At 42.3% G+C, this 20,336-nt stretch carries 11 protein-coding genes and 1 pseudogene; 9 read left to right on the forward strand and 3 right to left on the reverse strand.

From position 1 onward, the window contains the following. Positions 1-372: 372 nt before the first annotated feature. On the reverse strand, positions 373-1,128 hold the full coding sequence (gene istB, locus KTR06_RS02435; protein WP_217289928.1) for an IS21-like element helper ATPase IstB: 756 nt from the start codon (positions 1,126-1,128) through the stop codon (positions 373-375). Between the two features lie 52 nt (positions 1,129-1,180). Continuing rightward, positions 1,181-2,743, reverse strand: coding sequence for an IS21 family transposase (gene istA / locus KTR06_RS02440; RefSeq protein WP_254306387.1), 1,563 nt, complete (start codon positions 2,741-2,743; stop codon positions 1,181-1,183). Positions 2,744-3,443: 700 nt separating this feature from the next. Here istA and KTR06_RS02445 point away from each other — a divergent pair. The 9 genes and pseudogenes from KTR06_RS02445 to KTR06_RS02485 form a co-directional block, all read left to right on the forward strand. Beyond that, the gene (locus tag KTR06_RS02445; protein ID WP_217289929.1) at positions 3,444-6,566 is read left to right on the forward strand and encodes a TonB-dependent receptor; all 3,123 of its coding nucleotides are present in this window, start codon (positions 3,444-3,446) and stop codon (positions 6,564-6,566) included. A 27-nt stretch (positions 6,567-6,593) separates the two neighbouring features. Continuing rightward, positions 6,594-8,387, forward strand: coding sequence for a RagB/SusD family nutrient uptake outer membrane protein (locus KTR06_RS02450; RefSeq protein WP_217289930.1), 1,794 nt, complete (start codon positions 6,594-6,596; stop codon positions 8,385-8,387). Between the two features lie 183 nt (positions 8,388-8,570). Continuing rightward, positions 8,571-9,821 (forward strand): glycoside hydrolase family 99-like domain-containing protein, encoded by a 1,251-nt coding sequence (locus KTR06_RS02455; RefSeq protein WP_217289931.1) that lies wholly within the window; start codon positions 8,571-8,573, stop codon positions 9,819-9,821. Next, positions 9,821-11,863 (forward strand): glycoside hydrolase family 127 protein, encoded by a 2,043-nt coding sequence (locus tag KTR06_RS02460; protein WP_217289932.1) that lies wholly within the window; start codon positions 9,821-9,823, stop codon positions 11,861-11,863. Before KTR06_RS02455 ends, KTR06_RS02460 begins: the two co-directional genes overlap by 1 nt. A gap of 34 nt (positions 11,864-11,897) precedes the next feature. Further along, the gene (locus tag KTR06_RS02465) at positions 11,898-13,208 is read left to right on the forward strand and encodes a glycoside hydrolase family 99-like domain-containing protein (protein WP_217289933.1); all 1,311 of its coding nucleotides are present in this window, start codon (positions 11,898-11,900) and stop codon (positions 13,206-13,208) included. Between the two features lie 4 nt (positions 13,209-13,212). Then, a complete protein-coding gene (locus tag KTR06_RS02470) occupies positions 13,213-14,190 on the forward strand; it encodes a family 43 glycosylhydrolase (RefSeq protein WP_217289952.1) in 978 nt (325 codons plus the stop codon). 55 nt (positions 14,191-14,245) lie between these two features. Next, on the forward strand, positions 14,246-16,165 hold the full coding sequence (locus KTR06_RS02475) for a beta-L-arabinofuranosidase domain-containing protein (protein ID WP_371745211.1): 1,920 nt from the start codon (positions 14,246-14,248) through the stop codon (positions 16,163-16,165). A 44-nt stretch (positions 16,166-16,209) separates the two neighbouring features. Beyond that, positions 16,210-18,249 (forward strand): hypothetical protein, encoded by a 2,040-nt coding sequence (locus KTR06_RS02480; protein ID WP_217289935.1) that lies wholly within the window; start codon positions 16,210-16,212, stop codon positions 18,247-18,249. Between the two features lie 24 nt (positions 18,250-18,273). After that, positions 18,274-18,660, forward strand: a pseudogene (locus tag KTR06_RS02485) (FAD-dependent oxidoreductase); the annotation flags it as partial. 40 nt (positions 18,661-18,700) lie between these two features. Here the strand turns inward: KTR06_RS02485 and KTR06_RS02490 are convergent. Then, entirely contained in the window at positions 18,701-20,254 is a 1,554-nt protein-coding gene (locus KTR06_RS02490) for a HAMP domain-containing sensor histidine kinase (RefSeq protein WP_049702209.1), read from the reverse strand. Between the last annotated feature and the right edge of the window lie 82 nt (positions 20,255-20,336).

The raw sequence follows: 20,336 nt of genomic DNA on the forward strand, positions 1-20,336 counted from the left end.
AACCAGTTAGATGTTATATGGCTGGTAATCTGTTCAAATTATAAGTAATTATTAGTGTCCGATAAACATATTCAATAGGCTGATTATCAGTGTTATTTTTATGGATAAGCCCCATTGCTAAAAATTTCATATAACATACTGTATATTAACGAGTTATTCTCGGCTTGAAAACTTTTATCGGACAGCAATAATAAGTAATATGAGAAAAGTATATACAATATGCCGAATAAAATCGTCAAATGAAAAAAAGGATTTCTATTCTGACAAATGCCTGCGTTTTTTTGTTCTTGCAGAAAACGGTTGATATCCACCCACCCAAAACGGGGATATCCGTTCACTTTTCATGCTCTTTACCCTAATGGCGATGCAAAATTAGTCATTATCTTCTATTTCCGTATGGTTTGCCACTGTTTTCTGACGTAGGGATGCCCCTTTCAACTCGAAGCGGACACTTGTGTGTACCAGACGGTCGAGTATGGCGTCAGCAGCTGTGGTGTTACCCTTCATCACCTCATACCAGTCGGCGACAGGCAACTGGGAGATTATGATGGTGGCTTTCTGCCCGTGCCTGTCCTCTATGATTTCCATAAAGTCAAGGAGCTGCTGGCCATCGAGTACTTTCATGCCGAAGTCATCCAGTATGAGCAGGTCCGTCTGTGCAAGCTTGGCAAAGAATCGGTGGAGGGTGCTGGCTATACGTGCAAGTGCTATCTCCTCAAAGAGCCGGTAGACATTGTAGTATGCCACTTTGCAGCCGTTCATGCAGGCCTGATGCCCGAGGGCTGTGCCCAGCCAGCTTTTGCCTGTACCTGCGGCACCGGTGATGAGCACGGACACTCCCTTGCGCACATAGTTGCAGGTGGCAAGGTTGAGCACCTTCTGTTTGTCTACTCCACGCCTGCTGTCGTAGATGACCTCGCTGATGGAGGCCTGGTAGCGGAAGCGAGCCTTCTTCACGAGCCTTGAGTTACGGCTTTGCGTACGGTTGTCCAACTCGGCCTGTATAAGCAGTTGCAGGCCATCCTTGAGGGAGAGCGAGTCATGCTGACGCGTCTCCTGCATTGTAGTCCAGTAATGCGCCATTCCGGGCATCTTCAGACTTCTGAGGGCGTTTGAGATTTCGTCCATTTCGTTTGATGTTTTGGATGGGTTAATGTATAAAGATTCTATAATTCTGTGGTTATCTAAACTGTTCACGTCCGCGTATGTTCTGATGTTCAGGAGGTGAGATAAGATTCTCTGACTGAGACACTCCCGCGCACCTGCTTTCGATAAGCGAGCGGATAAACCCGTAGTTGCAACGTCCGTACCGGAGTGCCGTCTCGCATGCCGTACGGAAGAGGATGGGGTCTGTACTTCGCTGCAAGTTGAGCAGCCCGTCACACGTTCTGTAGTGTGTCTCTGGCGGCATACCGGAGTTGTAGAAGATGTGCCGCACGACATCGCCGAGTTCCTTCGATGCCTTCCCCGCACGCTCTATGTATTTAGCCGCGCTCAGTCCCCTGTACTCGCTTGACTTGCTCGCGAGATGCTCTTCCACGATGGTGTACCGGCCTCTGCTGTAATCTCTTGTATGGGTGGCGACGAGCTCTCCCTCTACATAGACCTTCACGAGTGTGCGTGTGTAAGCTACATGTGCAGTCTTTGAGATGTGCCGGTAGGGCACGCTATAGTAATGCTGGTCTCTTCCCAGATAGATGCAGCAGTTGGAGGCTACCTTGAGGTCAGTGTAGGAGACGATTTCAAAATCCGTGGGAGGCAGCGGCCTGAGGTTGGGCCTGTCTATGGCCAAGAAACGCTCTTCACGGGTGTATGGGTTCTTCTGCATGCGTTTCTGGTTGTGTTTCTGCATCTTGGCAGCAGCTGCTGCGTTGAGTTCCTCCATGGAGAAGAACGTCTCGTTGCGAAGTTCTGCAAAGACACGCATATAGACGAGCCTTACGCTTCCTTCCACGTTGGACTTGTCCTTCGGATGCACGGGACGTGCCGGCACCACGACGGTACCGTAATGGTTGCCCATGTCCTCAAGCACCCTGTTCAGGGACGGCTCATACCTGTCCGTCTTTACCACTGCCGCCTTCAGATTGTCCGGTACGAGCATATTCGGTACTCCACCCAAGTGTTTGAGGCACTGTGTGATGGCATATACAAAGTCTTCCGTACGCTGCGAGGGGATGAAGAGCAGGTAGCCGTAGTCGCTTGCCGGAAGTGTCGCTACGAAGGCCTGGCATTGTACCACCTCACCGGTTTCCCTGTCGATGTAGCCCATCGTGTCACCGGTAAAGTCCAGGAACAGTTTCTCGCCTCCCGTCCGCATGTCGGCAAGGATGGTGGAGGATGACTCCTTCTTCGCCTCCGTGTTCTGGCTGTAATGGTAACGGAACTGTGTGAGACTGTAGTGGTCATCGGGATGTTCCGAGACATATTCTTCCCAAAGGAGCTTCAGTGTCATATGCTTGCGTTTCATCTCCTCCTGGAGATAGGGCAGCAGATCCTTGAAGATCTCGAAGCGCTGGTCAGAGTAGGCAGGATTGCCGCCCTTGAGACGATGCTCAAGCACGGGGTCGTCGAGTTTGAGAAGGCCTTCTATGCCGAGTTCATCCGCACAGGCCTTACGTACATAGTTGTTTGCGGTCTCCTTGTTGATGCCGACAATCTCGGCTGCTTTGCGGTTGGAGACACCCTCCTTCTTGAGGAGCAGTAATTGCTTAATCTGGCTCATTTCTTTAGTCTTTCCTGCCATGGCTGTATATTGTATGTTAGATTCGATGCTCATACAATATACATGAAAAGAGCTGAAAAGTGAACGGACATGCTCCGTTTCTTGTGAGCAGGCTGTCATTCAGGGGAATTTGTGAACGGACATGCTCCGTTTTTCGGTCGCAAATAGTTTGGTGTTAGCGACTTGAGTTTCCCTGACTGAACGGATATGCTCCGTTTTCCGTGTGATTCCTGAGCTCCAGTAATAGGTGATGCAACAGGTGAACGGAAATGCTCCGTTTTTTAGGCCGTTTTTCGGCGTTTTTGGCAAAACTGAACGGATATGCTCCGTTTTTTAAGCCAATTTCAAGCCGATATTTGGCTCAAAAGTGAATGGATTGAACCGTTCGAGTGGGTGGAAATGCTCCGTTTTCGCCAGTTCTTCTTCTCATCCATACAAATAATAGCCTTTCCTACCCGTTTTAATATTCCGCTCTTAATAAGAACCGTTTTTCCAGCATTGCGTAGATATAAATCAAATGTGGTCTAATTTCTAGGAAAGTGGAATTTGAACTTATTTATTGGTTGAATAATGTTATTTTTCTTTTTTATAAAGGTAAATTGAGACGTTTTTATTCTTTTATGAGATTTTTCTTCTATAATAAAAATGGTACTTTGCTTAATTTTGCATTAACGAAAGTTGATAAATAATCACTTTTTAAGTATATTAATAAATTAATATTATGAAAACAAATTTTTTTAGAAATTTTGTGAATGGTAGAGTCAAGCTACTATTGTTGTTCTTGATTTCTACAATGTATGTTCAGGCCCAAGCGGTTAGGGGTATTTCTGGAACTATAAAAGATACATCCGGTGAGCCTCTGGTTGGGGTAAATGTGATAGTTAAGGGAGATGCGACTTTAGGAACAATCTCTAATATGGACGGTGGCTATTCTTTGAAGATTCCTCGTAAAAAGGTTACTTTGGTATTTTCGTTCGTTGGATATAAAACAATGGAAAAATCAATTGATGCCAATACGACAAAACTTGATGTTGAGTTAGCGGAAGATACAGAATTACTTGATGAAGTTGTGGTAGTAGGCTATGGTACAATGAAGAAGAAAGATGTGACAGGGTCTGTCTCGCATATTGGAAAAGAGGTGATGGAGACGAAGGTAGCTACTAACGCAGTCGATTTCCTGAAAGGGAACATTGCGGGAGTAAATATCAGCGTAGATAATAACGCCTCTGGAGGAGGAACAATTGAGGTACGTGGTCCGGCTTCTTTAACTGCGTCTACATCTCCTTTGATTGTCTTGGATGGTAATATTTATTATGGTAATATTAGTGATATCAATCCAAATGACATAGAGAGTATGGATGTGCTGAAGGATGCTAGCTCTACGGCTGTTTATGGTTCTAAAGGTTCTGCTGGTGTGATTATGATTAATACGAAAAGGGGAAAAACAGAGAAACCTGTAATCAACCTTAGTGCCAAAATCGGGGTAGCCACTTTATTAGATATTCCTGACCTTCCTACACCTAGGCAGTATATACAGAGACGTGCCGATTATTGGAAGACGCTGGATTATTTTAAGCCAAGCGCGGATCAGAAAGGAGTTGGTTATTATGACGATCCTTATAGTCTTCCAGAAGGAGTGACAATGGATGAATGGGCCGCATATGATCCTTCTTTTTCTGGCGATTATGTGGAGACTTGGTTAACTCGTCTTCAGTTGTCTAATGTCGAAATCCAGAATTATAAGCAAGGAAGGACTGTCGACTGGCGGGATCAAGTCTATCGTTCTGGTTTGAGACAAGATTACAATATGTCAATTTCCGGGAAATCGTCAAGAACTAATTATTATGCTTCATTAGGATATACTAATAATGAAGGTTATAAAGTGGGAGATAGCTTCCAGACGGTAAGAGCCCGAGTAAATCTGGATACAGATATAACAAAATGGTTGAAAGTCGGTTTGGCTGCCCAGTTTGCAGATCGTGGAAATAAGGATATAGTAGCTGATACAGGTAATGCTGATGTGATGAGCCCTTACGCCAGTATGTATGAAGAAGATGGTAGTTTGAAGAAATATCCGACAGATGACGCTAGAATTGTAAATCCTTTATTAACGGGTTCTGTTGATAGGAAGTTTTATAAAACACAAACCCTGAATTCAACAATCTATGCCAAACTAGCACTTCCATATGGAATCAGTTACCAGACTAATTTTAATGTCCGCTATGGCTGGAGAAAACAGTATTATTATAAATCGGATGAAAGACCTAGTATCTCCAAGGGAGGAGAAGCTAGCCGCGATGAATATTCTGACTACGAGTGGGTGGTTGACAATATGTTAAAATGGAATTATACAATTGCGGGTATCCATAATTTTGATGCTACATTTGTATATAGTGCTGAGAAATATCAGTTCTGGAATACGAATGCCTCTAACTCGGGCTTTGTTCCTAGTGGCGTTTTGGGCTTTCATAATTTGAAAGCAGGTATCAATCCTGTTATAGTAACCAATGATGAAGTACAGACGGGCAATGCTTTGTTAGGGCGTTTGAATTATTCATTGATGGATCGTTATCTATTAACAGCCTCGGTACGTCGGGATGGATTTTCAGCTTTTGGGATTGAGAATCCATATGGTACATATCCGGCATTTGCATTAGGATGGCGTATGTCAGAAGAATCTTTTATTAAGAAACTTAAGATTATTGATAATCTTAAATTACGTTTTTCTTGGGGAGAGAATGGTAATAGAGATATTGGACGTTATGCTGCCCTTTCCAAGTTGAATGTGACAGATGCAATCATTGATGGAGAGAATGTGAAAGGGGTATGGACCAATAACCTGTCTAATAATAAGTTAAAATGGGAAAGAACTCGTGCAACTAATATTGGATTGGATTTTGGCTTATTCAATGGTCGTTTAAGTGGTATTCTGGATATGTATTATAATAAGACATCAGATTTGATTGTAGATCGTTCATTACCTACTATTACAGGCTATGATAAGGTCATTGTTAATTTGGGGCAGGTGGATAATAAAGGATTAGAATTGACTTTGACAAGTGTGAATGTCAATATCCCGAAAAAAGTACATTGGACTACTACATTTATTTATTCTACGAATAAAAATACAATCAAGCATTTGTATGGAAAAATGGTGGATGTGAAAGATGAGGCTGGCAATGTAATAGGCCAACGTGAGGATGATGATGTACAAAATGGTTGGTATATAGGGCATGGTATTAAAGATATTTACTACTATAAATGGATAGGTATTTGGCAACTGGGAGAAGAGGCCGAAGCTAAAAAGTATGGAAAACAACCGGGAGATCCTAAATTACAGGACTTTGATAATGACGGTAAGATTACAGAAAAGGATAAAGTTTGGTTGGGATCAAGAACGCCGCGTTACCGTATGTCATTGCGTAGTGATTTGAACTTGTTCAATTGTCTGGACTTCTCATTTGTACTTCGTGGGGAATTCAACTATTTGGGAGAAGATAATTTGCGTAGGAATGAAGATAACCGTTTCTTTGACCGTTCAAACTCTATTATGACGGAATACTGGACTCCTTGGAAGCCCAATAATGAATATGCCCGCTTGGGGGCTAACTGTGGTAATCCGAGTGTCAAGATCTTCAAGAAAAGAGATTTTGTCAAGTTGCAGAATGTTTCTTTGGCTTATACTTTCCCGAAAACCCTTTTGAAGAAATTCTCAATTGAGAATCTTAAAGTCAGCTTGAATGTAGATAATGCATTTGTCTTGACTAAGTGGGACTATTACGATCCTGAGAATATGGGTACTTGTCCCCGTATTTGGACATTGGGAGTGAATGTGACTTTGTAATTTGTAGAACAGAAGAAATATATTCAGATGAAAACAATGAAAAATATAATAAAATGTTTGACAACCTCTTTGTTGGTTGCGAATCTGTCATCATGTGTTGATCTTGAACCGGAACCGTTGTCGTTTTTTGCTCCGGAGAACACCTTTTTAGATAAGGAGGGCCTTGAAGCCCTACTTGTAACTTCACGTAAGCAGATAAAGTGGGAATGGTTTGGTGATGCTTTTAATGCCGGTTATTGTGAAACTCCGTTGGTATATGAATATGCATGGTCTGATGTTTCTGTAATGGGAGCTCCTGCGGTGAAGGAGATACATAACTTGGAAACCCAATTGACGCCCAATACATCGATGGCCTTGCATCTTCGCTATTGGGATTTGGCATGGAATGGCATTAAGTATGCAAATACTTTGATCAGCCGTATACCGAAATCAACTATCAAGGATGAGGCTGACAAGAATGAATTACTGGCTGAAGGATACTTTCATCGAGCATATTGGTATTATTTGTTAGTCAATCAGTGGGGCGATGTACCTTTGATTCTGGAAGAGGTAACCGAACCGAAGTTGGACTTCTATTCTGCTTCCAGAATGAAGATCTTGCAGCAAATGAAAACCGATATGGAGTTTGCGGTACAATGGCTTCCGAAAAATGTGAAACCAGGTTGTGTGAGTAGGGCTGCGGGAGAGCATTTGTTAGCGAAAATATATCTTTGTACGGGAGATTTCCAACTTGCAGTAAATGCTACCACCAGATGTATCAATGATTATGGGTTGCATTTGATGAAGGAACGTTTCGGAGTAAATGCGACAGACCCGACTTTAGATGTGTTTAATGATTTGTTTCAGGAAGACAATATTAGTGCCTCAGAAAACAAAGAAGGTATTTTTGTAGTTCAGGAACGGTATGAAGTGGAAGGGAATGTTGCTCCTAAAGGCTCGAATCGTATGCGTAACTTTGTACCCTATTGGTGTAATGGTGCGGCTGTGAGAACCCCCGATGGAAAACAAGGTACTACATATGACGCTGCACCTTATGATGGGTATGAATGGGTAGAGAAGTTAGGGCGTGGCATAGCTAAGATTCGTCCTACAAACTATTCGCAATATGCCATTTGGGGCAAGTGTGGAGATGATTTAAGACATAATGAGAATAACTGGTTTGATATATCACGCCTTACATACAATCGTCCGGCGTCTAAAGGAGGTAGTGGAACGTATTTCGGTACACCCGTGCAACGAGCTTTTGTAACTGATACGATGCGCTGTTATTTTTCATTTCCAACAGTGAAAACTTTGATTTATAAAGATGATATAAATAAAGGCAAAACTCCGACCGGCGGATTTACGGATCAGTATGTATTCCGTCTTGCAGAAACCTATCTGATGAGAGCGGAAGCATATTATTGGCTAGGAAACGCTACGGGAGCAAAAGAGGACGTGAATGAAATACGCCGTCGTGCAAAAGCACCGGAATTGCCTTCGGTTACTTTGGATGATATATTGGACGAAAGGGCAAGAGAATTATATATAGAGGAACATCGGAAAGTAGAGTTAACTCGTATTGCTTTCTTGAAAGCCCAATTAGGTAAGGATGGATATTCTTTAAATAATTTTTCAGAGAAAAACTGGTATTACGATCGTATGATGGAGAAAAATAATTTCTTTGCAGAGGAGTATTTTTATTCAACTAATGCGTTTGTCATGAAACCTTATCATGTACTTTGGCCGGTTCCTTTGACAGCTATAACCTCGAATACCCAAGGACGTATTAATCAAAATATTGGTTATTTTGGTGCGGAGGATAATGTGCCGGTAGAATAGAAGTAATATTATAGATAATTATCTCTTCGGAGCATAGATATTTGCTCCGAAGAGGTTTGAAGGCCGAATACAGTTGTAAAAAAGGAAATCCTTGGGACGTTTCTTTTATTTATTGGGATATTTATCTTAGCTTATGTGATAAGAAGGGCTTATTTTTGCGTCAGTAATCTTAATGTAGGTAATATGATGAAACGATTATTCTTCTTTTTTGTGGTGTTGTTGAATGTTTTGTGCCTTTTAGCTCAAAAGGAAGCAACTGTAGGCGAGGCTAATGGTTTGGAAGATATAGTGGTGGCATCCTATTATTTCCCTAATTATCATACTAGAAGCAAGAATGATCCTCGTATTAGTAATCAGCATTGGGAGAATTGGTCTGAATGGGAGCTGGTGAAGCGAGCTAAACCTCGGTTTGAGGGACATCATCAACCGAATGTTCCGGCATGGGGATATACTGATGAAAAGGACCCGAAAGTAATGAAGAAAAAAATACAAATGGCTGTGGATCATGGCATTGATGTATTTATTTTCGACTGGTATAATTATAATGGAAAGCCTTTTCTAAATCGCTGTCTGGATGAGGGCTTCCTGCAAGCGAAAAACTGCCGGAAGATAAAATTTGCTCTTATGTGGGCGAATCATAACTGGCAAGATTTATATCCATATACACTGGGTGAAAAGCAAGACTGGTTGTATTCTGGAAAGGTCACTCCCGAAAGTTTCGATAAAATCGGGAATGAGCTGATCCGGGACTATTTTACACAGCCGAACTATTGGAAAATAGACGGGAAAGCATATTTCTCAATCTATGACATTCATCGGTTCATAGAAAGTTTCGGCTCTCTGGAGGCTACGCGTAAGGCGATGGACCAACTTCGTGAAAAAGCGGTAAAGGCAGGCTTGAAAGGGATTCATTGGAACCTGATTGCGTGGGGAATGCCGATTCTTCCGGGACAAGATGCTCCGAAAGATATCCCGTCTCTGATTAAAGTGTTGGGGTTTGATTCTGCAACTTCATATGTGTGGATTCACCATGCGTGGCTAGACAAACCGCAAACGGACTACAATTATGTGCGGGACCAGTATTTCGCTCATTGGGAGAAAGCGAAAAATACCTATCACGTTCCGTATTATCCGAATGTGACGATGGGCTGGGATCCTACCCCACGAACGAACCAGGACAAGCCGTGGAAAGGGAACCAGGTATATCCTTACACCAATACAATCGGGAATAATACTCCGGAGAACTTTAAGAAAGCATTGCAGATGACAAAAGAACGTTTGCTGAATGATCCGGATTCTCCTTGTATTTTGAATATCAACTGTTGGAATGAATGGACGGAGGGTAGCTATTTGGAACCGGATATGGTGAATGGAACCTCTTATTTGGAAGCTGTAAAAGCTGTATTTGGTAATAAATACAAGAATAAAAAGTGATGAAAAGATATTATTGTTCGCTCATTTTATTATTATGCTTCTTGAATTCTTATTCACAGAAGGGTGATAGTGCCAGCCCATATCCATATTCGAGATTATCGGCGGTAGAATTTAATGAGGTCAATATTGATGATGATTTTTGGAATAAACGTATTCAGACTGTTCAGGAAGTAACGATTCCTTTTCTGCTGGACATGGCGGAGAAACAAGGGAAAATTGACAATTTCAGGATTGTAGCTGGAAAAAAGTCTGGGAAGCTAAGTATCTTTAATGCTCCGGATTCAGAAATCTACAAGTTGATAGAAGCGGCCGGATATTCGTTCGCTTACAGGAAAAATGAGGCCTTGGAACAACGTATCGATTCTATTATTGAAGATATTGCTGCCGCTCAGTCTCCAACAGGATATTTGCATACTCAGTATATGCTTACTTTCGATCACCCCGCGGCTCCCAGTCCGGAAATGAGGCAAATTAAGCGATTCGGCTTTGGAATAGAAAATCAGTGGAACTCTGTAAACTCAAAATGGCCGTTTGCATATAACCAGTTATATTGTGCGGGACACCTTATGGAAGCGGGAGTCGCATATTATAGAGGGACGGGTAAAGACCGGTTGTTGAAAGTGGCTATTAAATTATCTGACTTGATTTGCGCTATTTTTACAGATGAAAAGATAAAAAGACATGCCGATCATCCGGAAGTGGAGATAGGCTTGATGAAAGTATATGAGATTACGGGTGATAAGAAATATCTGGATACCGCGAATAAGTTATGTCGCTATGTCAGTTGTTCGCGTCCTGTGGATATTAATAGAGAAGAGAATTCGAAACCTCTTCATGAACAGCGTAAAGCTTTTGGTCACTGTGTTGAGACAACATATATGTATACGGGGACGACGGATGTTTGTCGGGCTACGGGTGCGAAAGACTTGATAATGGCAGTTAATAGCTTGTGGGAGGATGTGGTCGGAACCAAAATGTATATCCATGGCGGCATTGGCAATGGAGCTCATGACGAACAACATGGGAACAGTTGCGATTTGCCAATTTTGCCTACTTACAGCGAATGCTGTTCCAATATCGCTCAGGGACAATGGAATTATAGGCTTGGTTTGTTCTACGGCAAGACACAGTATGCCGATTTGGTAGAATTAGAAATGTATAATAGTGCGCTTTCCGGAATAAGCCTGGATGGTAAGTCCTATTTCTATACCAATAAAATCAACATAGGGAAAGAAAAGCGTAAAAGCGCTCATTCAGGGGTAAGACAGAGTTATCTGTTCTGTTGTCCTTCAAAGTTACCGGGTTTTATTACGGGGATTGGACGCTGGGTTTATGCTAAGGATGACAATGCATTATATGTGAATCAATTTGTAGGAAGTTCGGTGTCCACGATGATAAGTGGGCGTAGGGTTAGTCTAAAACAAAAATCCGCGTTCCCTTGGGATGGGAATGTTAGTTTTACGTGGGACTCATCTGCTACAGTTGCCCTGAACATAAGAGTTCCTCAATGGGTGAACAAGGATGTCCATATAGCTTCTTCCTGCTATTATTATGGTAGGAACAGAGGGGCTTTTTCTGTGAAAGTCAATGGTAAGGAGATCAAACATTTGTCTGATAAGGATGGATATTTATCCTTGAATAGACGTTGGAAGAAGGGGGATAGAGTAGAGGTCGTTTTTGATATGCCTGTCCGCAGGGTATATACCGGAAGTGAGATAAAGGCAAATGCGGGAAAAGTGGCTTTAATGAGAGGCCCGGTTCTTTATTGCCTGGAAGGGGTTGACAATGAGTTTGATCTTGAAGAAATGCAATTGCCCGCTTCCTCCAATATAAAGAAAAGCTATGATCCTGTGATATTGGGAGGAACTAACGTCCTGACTGGCAATGGGCAAGTGCAGAGTAAAAATGTATCGTTCAAAGCCGTTCCTTATTATTTATGGCAAAACAGAGGCATTTCCGCTATGGCTATGTTGTTGAATGAACAGTCGGGTGTTTCGAAAGAAGAACAGCCGGATTATGAGAATATGGAGACAAACAGATAAGAGAATCAAGTATAAATATATATAATAAAAAACAATGAATCAGAAACTAATGAATCGCATAGGAAAATTGGTAGTTCTCCTACTAATTGTAGGATTACTTCCTGCTTACGCTCAGAAAAAAGGAAAAGAAAAAGTGAATCGTCTGCCTGATGATTTGGAAACACTTGCGGGCGACCCTGCTTTATTGAAGAAGCCCGAAGGATTGACTGTAGCTGCTTACGCTTTCCCCAATTACCATGCTTCAGCTTTACATAATAAAATATATTCGCAGGGATGGACGGAATATAATCTGATCAGAAGTGCGCGTCCATGGTTTGAAGGACATCAACAGCCGCGTACTCCTTTGTTAGGCGAATTGGACGAGAGTAAGCCGTCCACCTGGGAGACTTATAATAAGCTTTGCAAGCAAAGTGGTATTGATGTCCTGATTTGGGACTGGTACTGGTATGACGGCAAACCTTGTTTGCACGAAGCGTTGGAGAATGGTTTTCTGGAAGCTAACAATGCAAAAGATGTGAAGTTTGCTTGTATGTGGACTAATCATCCTTGGTATGTACTATATCCGACAAAGAAAACAGATGGAAGTAATGCTTATCCTCCTAGCTATGATGCTCCTGACTTCTCTAAAGAAGAATGTTGGAAAAGCCTTTCTTATATGATTTCCCGCTATTGTCATTTGGAGAATTATTGGCGAATCGATGGTAAGCCTGTTATCTGTATTTGGGATGCCCGTCGTTTGGAATCTAAATTAGGAGTTGCCGGAGTGAAACAATTATTTGCCGAGCTGACAGATTATGCCAAGAAATTGGGACATAAAGGACTGCATTTCCATGTAACTGGCTTCAGTTGTGGGAATATGAAAGAAGAAGGTTATAGCACAGTTGGTTCTTATAACCCGATGGACTGGATTGCCGGTCGTTTTCAACCGAAAGAAATCGAATTGCCTGACTACGGAACTGTTGCGGCTGATGTAGCGTTCAAACTTTGGGATGAGCATCATGGTCAGTTTGATATCCCTTATATTCCGGCAGTAGCTCCGGGCTGGGACTCTACACCGAGATATATTGCTCCTGCCAGTCGTCCGGAGAAGCCGAATCGCAGTCAATGGCCTGCATGTACTATCTTTAAGAATGAGAACCCAGCTTCCTTTAAGGCATTTGTCCAGTCTTCTTTCGTGTATTTGAACAAGCATCCGGAAGTACCTCGTATTCTGACTATCGCTTGTTTCAATGAATGGTCGGAAGGACACTATTTGTTGCCGGACAACCGTTTTGGTTATGGAATGTTGGATGCACTCGGAGAAGCTTTGGGAAAAGAAGGCAACCATCAGAAACATGGAAAATAAGTATATGAAGAAACTGGTTTTAATAGAAGCGCTTCTTGTCATAAGCCTCTCGCTTATGGCAGGAGGTCCTGCGAAGACTTACAAGAATCCGGTGGTGAATTACAGTCTGCCCGATCCTAGTGTGATTAAGGGAGATGATGGCTATTTCTATCTGTATGCAACGGAAGATATCCGGAACTTGCCGATTCACCGCTCTAAGGATTTGGTGAATTGGGAGTCTGTAGGTACTGCTTTCACCCCTGAAACACGCCCTACTTTCGAACCGAAAGGAAATTTGTGGGCCCCCGATATCAATAAGATCGGCAATAAATATGTGCTTTATTATTCAATGTCCCGTTGGGGTGGTGAATGGACTTGCGGGATCGGTGTAGCTACCGCCGATAGTCCGAAAGGGCCTTTTAAGGATCACGGAATGATGTTCAGGAGCAATGAAATCGGAGTCAAGAACTCGATCGACCCTTTCTATATAGAGGACGGCGGAAAGAAATATATGTTCTGGGGAAGTTTCCGTGGAATCTATGGGGTGGAACTGACGGAGGACGGATTAGCGGTAAAACCGGGTGCGGAGAAGAGGCAAATAGCCGGAACCGCTTATGAAGGGACTTATATTCATAAAAAGAAGGGTTATTACTATATGTTTGCTTCTACCGGCACTTGCTGTGAGGGACTGAAGAGTACTTATCAGACGGTGGTAGGACGTTCTAAATCCCTATGGGGGCCTTATCAGGACAAGCAAGGGAAGCTTATGTTGGAAAACAACCACGAAATCCTGATTCATAAGAATAATAGTTTTGTCGGTGTAGGACACAATGCGGAACTGATGACGGATAAAGCTGGTAATGATTGGATTTTGTATCATGGGGTGAGCGTTGCCAATCCTCATGGAAGAGTGTTATTGTTAGATAGGGTTGATTGGAAAAGTGGATGGCCTGTGGTGGAAGGTAATTCTACTTCGATCGAATCTAAGAGACCAAAATTATAAAGAAGGGTTTGAAATGGATAGGGTTGATCATAACAGAATGGTAAAAAGATTGTTTATGGTATTGTCGGGCTGGATTTTGGGAGGGACATTGGTGTTCTCCCAGAATCATCCGGTGGCGATTGTACAGAAGGAAGCTTATTTCCCAATGAAGGAAGTTTGTCTGTTGGATAGCCCTTTCCAGACTCTTCAACAGAAAGGAAAAGAATATCTTCTTTGGCTGAATCCAGATTCTTTGCTTCATTTCTACCGGATAGAAGCGGGGTTGTCGTCGAAAGCTGAGCCTTATGCCGGCTGGGAATCGCAGGATGTATGGGGAGCAGGTCCTTTACGAGGAGGATTTCTCGGGTTTTATCTTTCTTCAGTATCGATGATGTATCAGTCGACAGGTGATAAAGAACTGCTAAGACGATTGAAATATGTACTGAAAGAATTGGAACTCTGTCAGGAAGCTGGCAAAGACGGTTTTTTGTTAGGGGTAAAAGATGGTAGAAAGCTATTCCGGGAAGTGGCATCGGGGAAGATAAAGGCCAATAACCCTACGGTCAATGGTGCTTGGGCTCCTGTTTATCTGATTAATAAGATGTTGCTTGGACTTGCTGCCGCATATACCCAATGTGACTTGAAAGAAGCGTTGCCGATGTTGATTCGGTTGGCTGATTGGTTTGGCTATCAAGTATTAGACAAACTGACGGATGAACAGATTCAACAATTATTAGTTTGTGAACATGGTTCGATTAATGAATCTTATGTCGAGGCTTATGAGTTGACAGGACAGGAGCGCTTTCTTGGCTGGGCTCTTCGTTTGAATGATCGAGCTATGTGGGTTCCTCTGTCCGAGGGAAAGGATATTTTATTTGGCTGGCATGCCAATACGCAGATTCCGAAATTTACAGGTTTTCATAAGTACTATATGTTTACTGGTGATCAACGTTTTCTTACTGCAGCTATTAATTTTTGGGATATTGTGACGCAAAACCATACTTGGGTGATAGGTGGAAACAGTATTGGAGAGCATTTCTTTTCCAAGAAAGAGTTTATAGAGAGAATGCTCCATATTAGCGGGCCGGAAACGTGCAATTCTGTAAATATGTTGCGTTTGACTGAATCTCTGTTCAGTCAGCAGCCAGATGCGACTAAAGCGGCATACTATGAAAGGACTTTGTTCAACCATATTTTGTCAGCATATGATCCGGTGAAAGGTATGTGCTGTTATTTTACTTCTATGCGGCCGGGGCATTATCGTATCTATGCTTCACGAGACAGCTCTTTTTGGTGCTGTGGACATACCGGCTTGGAAAGCCCGGCAAAATTGGGTAAGTTTATTTACAGTCATAAAGTGACGAATGTTCATGAAGAAAAAGAGCTCAGAGTGAATTTGTTCATTCCTTCGGTTCTTTCTTGGAAGGAAGGCGGAGTTGAACTCATTCAGCGAAACCGGATTCCGGAGTCCGAACAGGTCGACTTTGCGCTGAATTTAAAGAAAAAACAGAAGCTGGTTCTCCGCGTTCGCAAGCCGGACTGGACTGATAAAGCCACTTTCATAATTAATGGAAAGGAAGAACAGCCCCTGCTTGGTAATGATGGATATTGGGTAATAGATAGAGTATGGGAACGGAAGAATGTGATAACATTACGGCTTCCGATGCATATATACACGGAAAATTTAATAGGAACCAATCGTTATGTCGCATTGCTATATGGACCTTACGTGCTTGCCGGACGTATGGGAACGGAAAATCTGCCCGCTACTTTTTGGGGAAAGATGAATAATACGGCAATGAACAAGATAGACATGGCAAAAGTTCCGGCTTTCAGAGAATCTGAAGGACAGATTTCGGCTCACGTGGAGGCTGATCTTGAAGGAAATACATTGAAGTTCGGTATAAATTTGAAAGGTTTTGAGGATATAGTACTGGAGCCTTTTTATAAAGTTCATTTTGAACGTTATGCGGTGTATTGGCCGGTAGTTCATTAGGTTTTGAATGGGAATGGAAGTATAATAGAACATATATAATAGGTATGAGAATGATATTAAGGACATTTGTAGGTTGTGCAGCAGTCTTATTTGGTACTGTCTGCATGGGAGCGGTAAGGTATGTTCCTGAAAATGTGAAGGTAGAGCTATCTTTAAAGGTTCCGGGTAATGATGCTGTGGATTACAAACTGTATCCGGACAAGTTGGAGAATAGTTATTTTGATTATGAATGGCGTTCGGAAGATGAACTTCCGATGACGGTCTTTCATAAGGTGGAAGAGCTGCAAGGACGTACACGGCTGACGGTGCAGCTTATTGCCGCAGAGAATGTTTACTTCAACTATCGCCAATGGATAAATACAGGTTATCGTCATGATAACTGTCAGTTTTATATGCCCGGATTTTGGTATCGTCGCAATTTGCGTTCTCCTAAGGAAGCTCCCTCGTTTCATACATCAGATAGTTGGCTGGTTCGCGAAGATAGATTGAGTGCGCCGCTTACGGGGATCTTTTGCGAGAAAGAAAAGCGGTTTATGATAGTAAACCATTTGGGTGACTTCTCTATGGATGCTCTGGCTACGCATAAAGAAGGTGAAATCATTCTTTCAGGGAAAACTTCTTTGGGCTTTACCGGATTTGAGAATCGTCAGGGTGCATCTATGCTCTCTTTTGGTTTTCCCTATCGAGAAGCCCCTAAAAGTTATATCCGTAAATTGACATTGGCTCCGGCAGTAACAGCCTATCAGCATCTTAAAAAAGGAGAAACGATTTTGTTGACTTGGCAAATTACTGAAGGTGAAGCTAAGGATTATTCTGATTTTGTGCGGCATACTTGGGAATATTGTTATGATACATATTTGCCCAAGCCAGTAGATACTTCTTACTCCATTGAATATATGAAGCAAACTCTTAGCCAATTTTTTGTAAGCAGTTTTGTGGATAAATATCCATTGGTTTATAATTCGGGTATACATCTCCGCACGGACCAGTGTATTTCTAACGGGCAGGCGGAAGTTGGTTTTATAGGTCGTGTTCTTCTTAATGCGTTCAACGCCTGGGAATATGGTTGGGAATGTAATCGGGAGGATTTAAAGACTAACAGTACTAAAATATTCGACAGTTATCTGAAGAACGGATTTACAGAAGCCGGTTTCTTTAAGGAATCGGTCAACTTTGACAATAACTTTGAAGATCCGGTCCACAGTATTCGTCGTCAATCGGAAGGGCTTTATGCAATGTTTCATTTCCTGGCTTATGAAAAAGAAAAAGGACGTAAGCATTCGGAATGGGAGCAACGGCTGAAAAAAATGTTGGATATGTTCCTGCAATTGCAGAATACTGATGGTAGTTTTCCGCGGAAGTTTCGGGATGATTTTTCTATCGTAGACAAGAGTGGAGGAAGTACTCCTTCGGCTACATTACCTTTGGTGATGGGATATGAGTACTTCAAAGATAAACGTTATCTGGATAGCGCTAAGCGAACTGCGGATTATCTGGAAAAAGAACTGATCTCTAAAGCGGATTATTTTTCATCTACCCTGGATGCGAATTGTGAAGATAAAGAGGCTTCGCTTTATGCTGCCACTGCTACTTATTATCTTTCCTTGGTTACTAAGGGAGAAGAACACAAGCATTATGCTGATCTGACGAAGCAAGCCGCTTATTTTGCATTATCGTGGTATTATTTGTGGGATGTTCCTTTCGCGCCCGGGCAGATGCTAGGTGACATTGGTCTGAAAACACGTGGTTGGGGAAATGTTTCCGTAGAGAATAATCATATTGACGTGTTTGTTTTTGAGTTTGCCGATGTACTTCGCTGGTTATCGAAAGAGTATAATGAATCTCGTTTTTCAAATTTTGCAGAGGTGATTTCAACTTCTATGCGGCAGCTATTGCCTTATGAAGGACACATGTGCGGTATTGCCAAGATAGGTTATTATCCGGAAGTCGTTCAGCATACCAGTTGGGATTACGGAAAGAATGGAAAGGGATATTATAATGACATTTTTGCACCGGGATGGACTGTTGCCTCCTTATGGGAGTTGTTCACACCGGGACGTGCGGAGATTTTTATGGGAAAGTAATAATTTAGAAATAGGCTATTATGGCGTCTAGAAGGAGACTATATCTTCACCGTACAAGACTGGATGGAGCGTAAGACATTTGAAGATGAGATCGGGCGTAACTGTTACTATATTGATGTCCATAAACCGGGACATAAAGAGACACGTTATAAAAAAGGCGAATCGCATGGAATTCCCTATCGTTGCCTGACGCCTAAAGGACTGAAGAATGTATTAACTGCAGGCCGTTGTATCTCCACTGATGAGGAGGCTTTTGGAAGTCTGCGGGTCATGCCTCCTTGCCTGGTGACAGGTGAAGCCGCCGGAATGGCTGCTGTGCATGCTATCAAACAGACAAGGAATGACGTTCACAAAATTGATATTGCTCTTTTACGTAAAAGATTAAAAGAAGAAGGACAATACTTTTTATAAATATGGACTAATGATACAAATAGTCTTGTATATGCAAAACCTACACGTGAAGCTCCAGGATAAAACGGGTTCCTTTGGTATAGCCTGTATCTAGCGTCAGGCTACCATTCATTTTTGCAGCGATAAGTGAACAGATCGGCAGCCCTAGTCCATCTCCTGTAGTGAGGTCTTTCACTTCCGTGAAAGGTTTGAAAAGATTTTCCTGTTGTTCTGCCGGAATACCTGTTCCTGTATCCGTCACGATAAACTGATGCGTGTGTGCGCCACGTTTCTTGAATTCGAGGCTGATGCGTCCTTGTTCGGTATAGATGGCGGCGTTTCTTAGTAGGTAGAGAAGAATACGTTCCAGTTGTTCCTTGTTTGTTTTTACTTGAAGCTTCGGTGCATTGACCGACGGAGTAACCTCTGTTTTTATATACTCCTTAGCCTTATCCATCACATTTTCGCAGAAAGTTCCTACATTGATTTCTCCTAGTTCATAGAACTCAGTCAATGAGTTCTCTAAAGAAGACAGTTCCTGAATGTCGTCGCTGAATTTTTTCAGAGCGGCCACTTGTCCCTGCATCTGGCCGGCTTCTTGAGGAGCTTTCTGCAACAGCTCTTCTGCCGAATGGGCCAATGTATTCAGGGTAGGCTCCATTTGCGAAGATATGTTTTGTATGAATTTGGTTTTTAATTCATTATGCTCATTGGCTATCTTCACGCTTTTCTTTAATTTACGATTGCCGGCGATGAATTTCAGCAATATGACAGCCAGTATGACTAATCCGGCTATAAGGATAACCACAAGGGCGCAGAGACCTATAATAATATACTGTTTGGCAGATAGCGTATCCTCTTTTTCCTGTATTGTCTGTAGACTCTCATCGTATTTTCTCTTCAATACATTTAGTTCGTCTTGAGCTGTCAATGCTTTTACGGAGTCCGTCCAGACAATGTAACTTTCGTAGGTACGCTCCATCAAGGGGGCATTATTGGCTTTGCGGGCGATGCCGATAAGATTCTTGTAGCACTCACTCACTTTTTCATAGTTTTTCTTTTCCTTATATTGGCTGATAAGTTTGCGGAAACAGGCATCGCCTTGTGCGTTCTGATTGAAAGTATAATAATAGTTGGCTTTTGTATATAGTAATGTCTCCGTTAACGAGTCGTTTTTGGCAAGATTGGCCGTTTCCTCCAGTTTGTTCAGTTGAATTTTGGCCTGTGCCGGATTCTTGAGTGCAGTGTACATCTGCAACCGCTCCTTGCTTACGAGGAAGCGCAGGTTATGAAAGACTTTTTTCTGATTTTGTTCTCCGGCCCATATAAGTTGATCCATATCGCGACAAAGTTCGAACCCTTCTTTGTAGAAGTTCTCTCTGACATATAGCGCATTGGCTTGAACGCCACATTCGATGGCTTGTGGATAGTTCTCGCGGGCTGCAAAAGCTTCGTATGCTTTTTTAAATAAGTAACGCGCTTTGATGTAATCTTTTTGATGAAGGCTGCTCTGCGCTTGTTCCTTTAATTCAGTGGCTCTGTCTTGAGGAGTTTGTGCATAGGTCAGTATGCTGAAACAAAATATCATTAAAAGACTTGTGATTGATGTTTTCATATTTATTTCATATTTGTTTGTCACAAATGTAAAACAAATATATGAAAAAAGATAGCGTTGACGATGAAATAATTTCATTCTG

The sequence above is a fragment of the Bacteroides sp. MSK.20.12 genome (assembly GCF_019052435.1).
In the GTDB taxonomy this organism is placed as follows: domain Bacteria; phylum Bacteroidota; class Bacteroidia; order Bacteroidales; family Bacteroidaceae; genus Bacteroides; species Bacteroides xylanisolvens.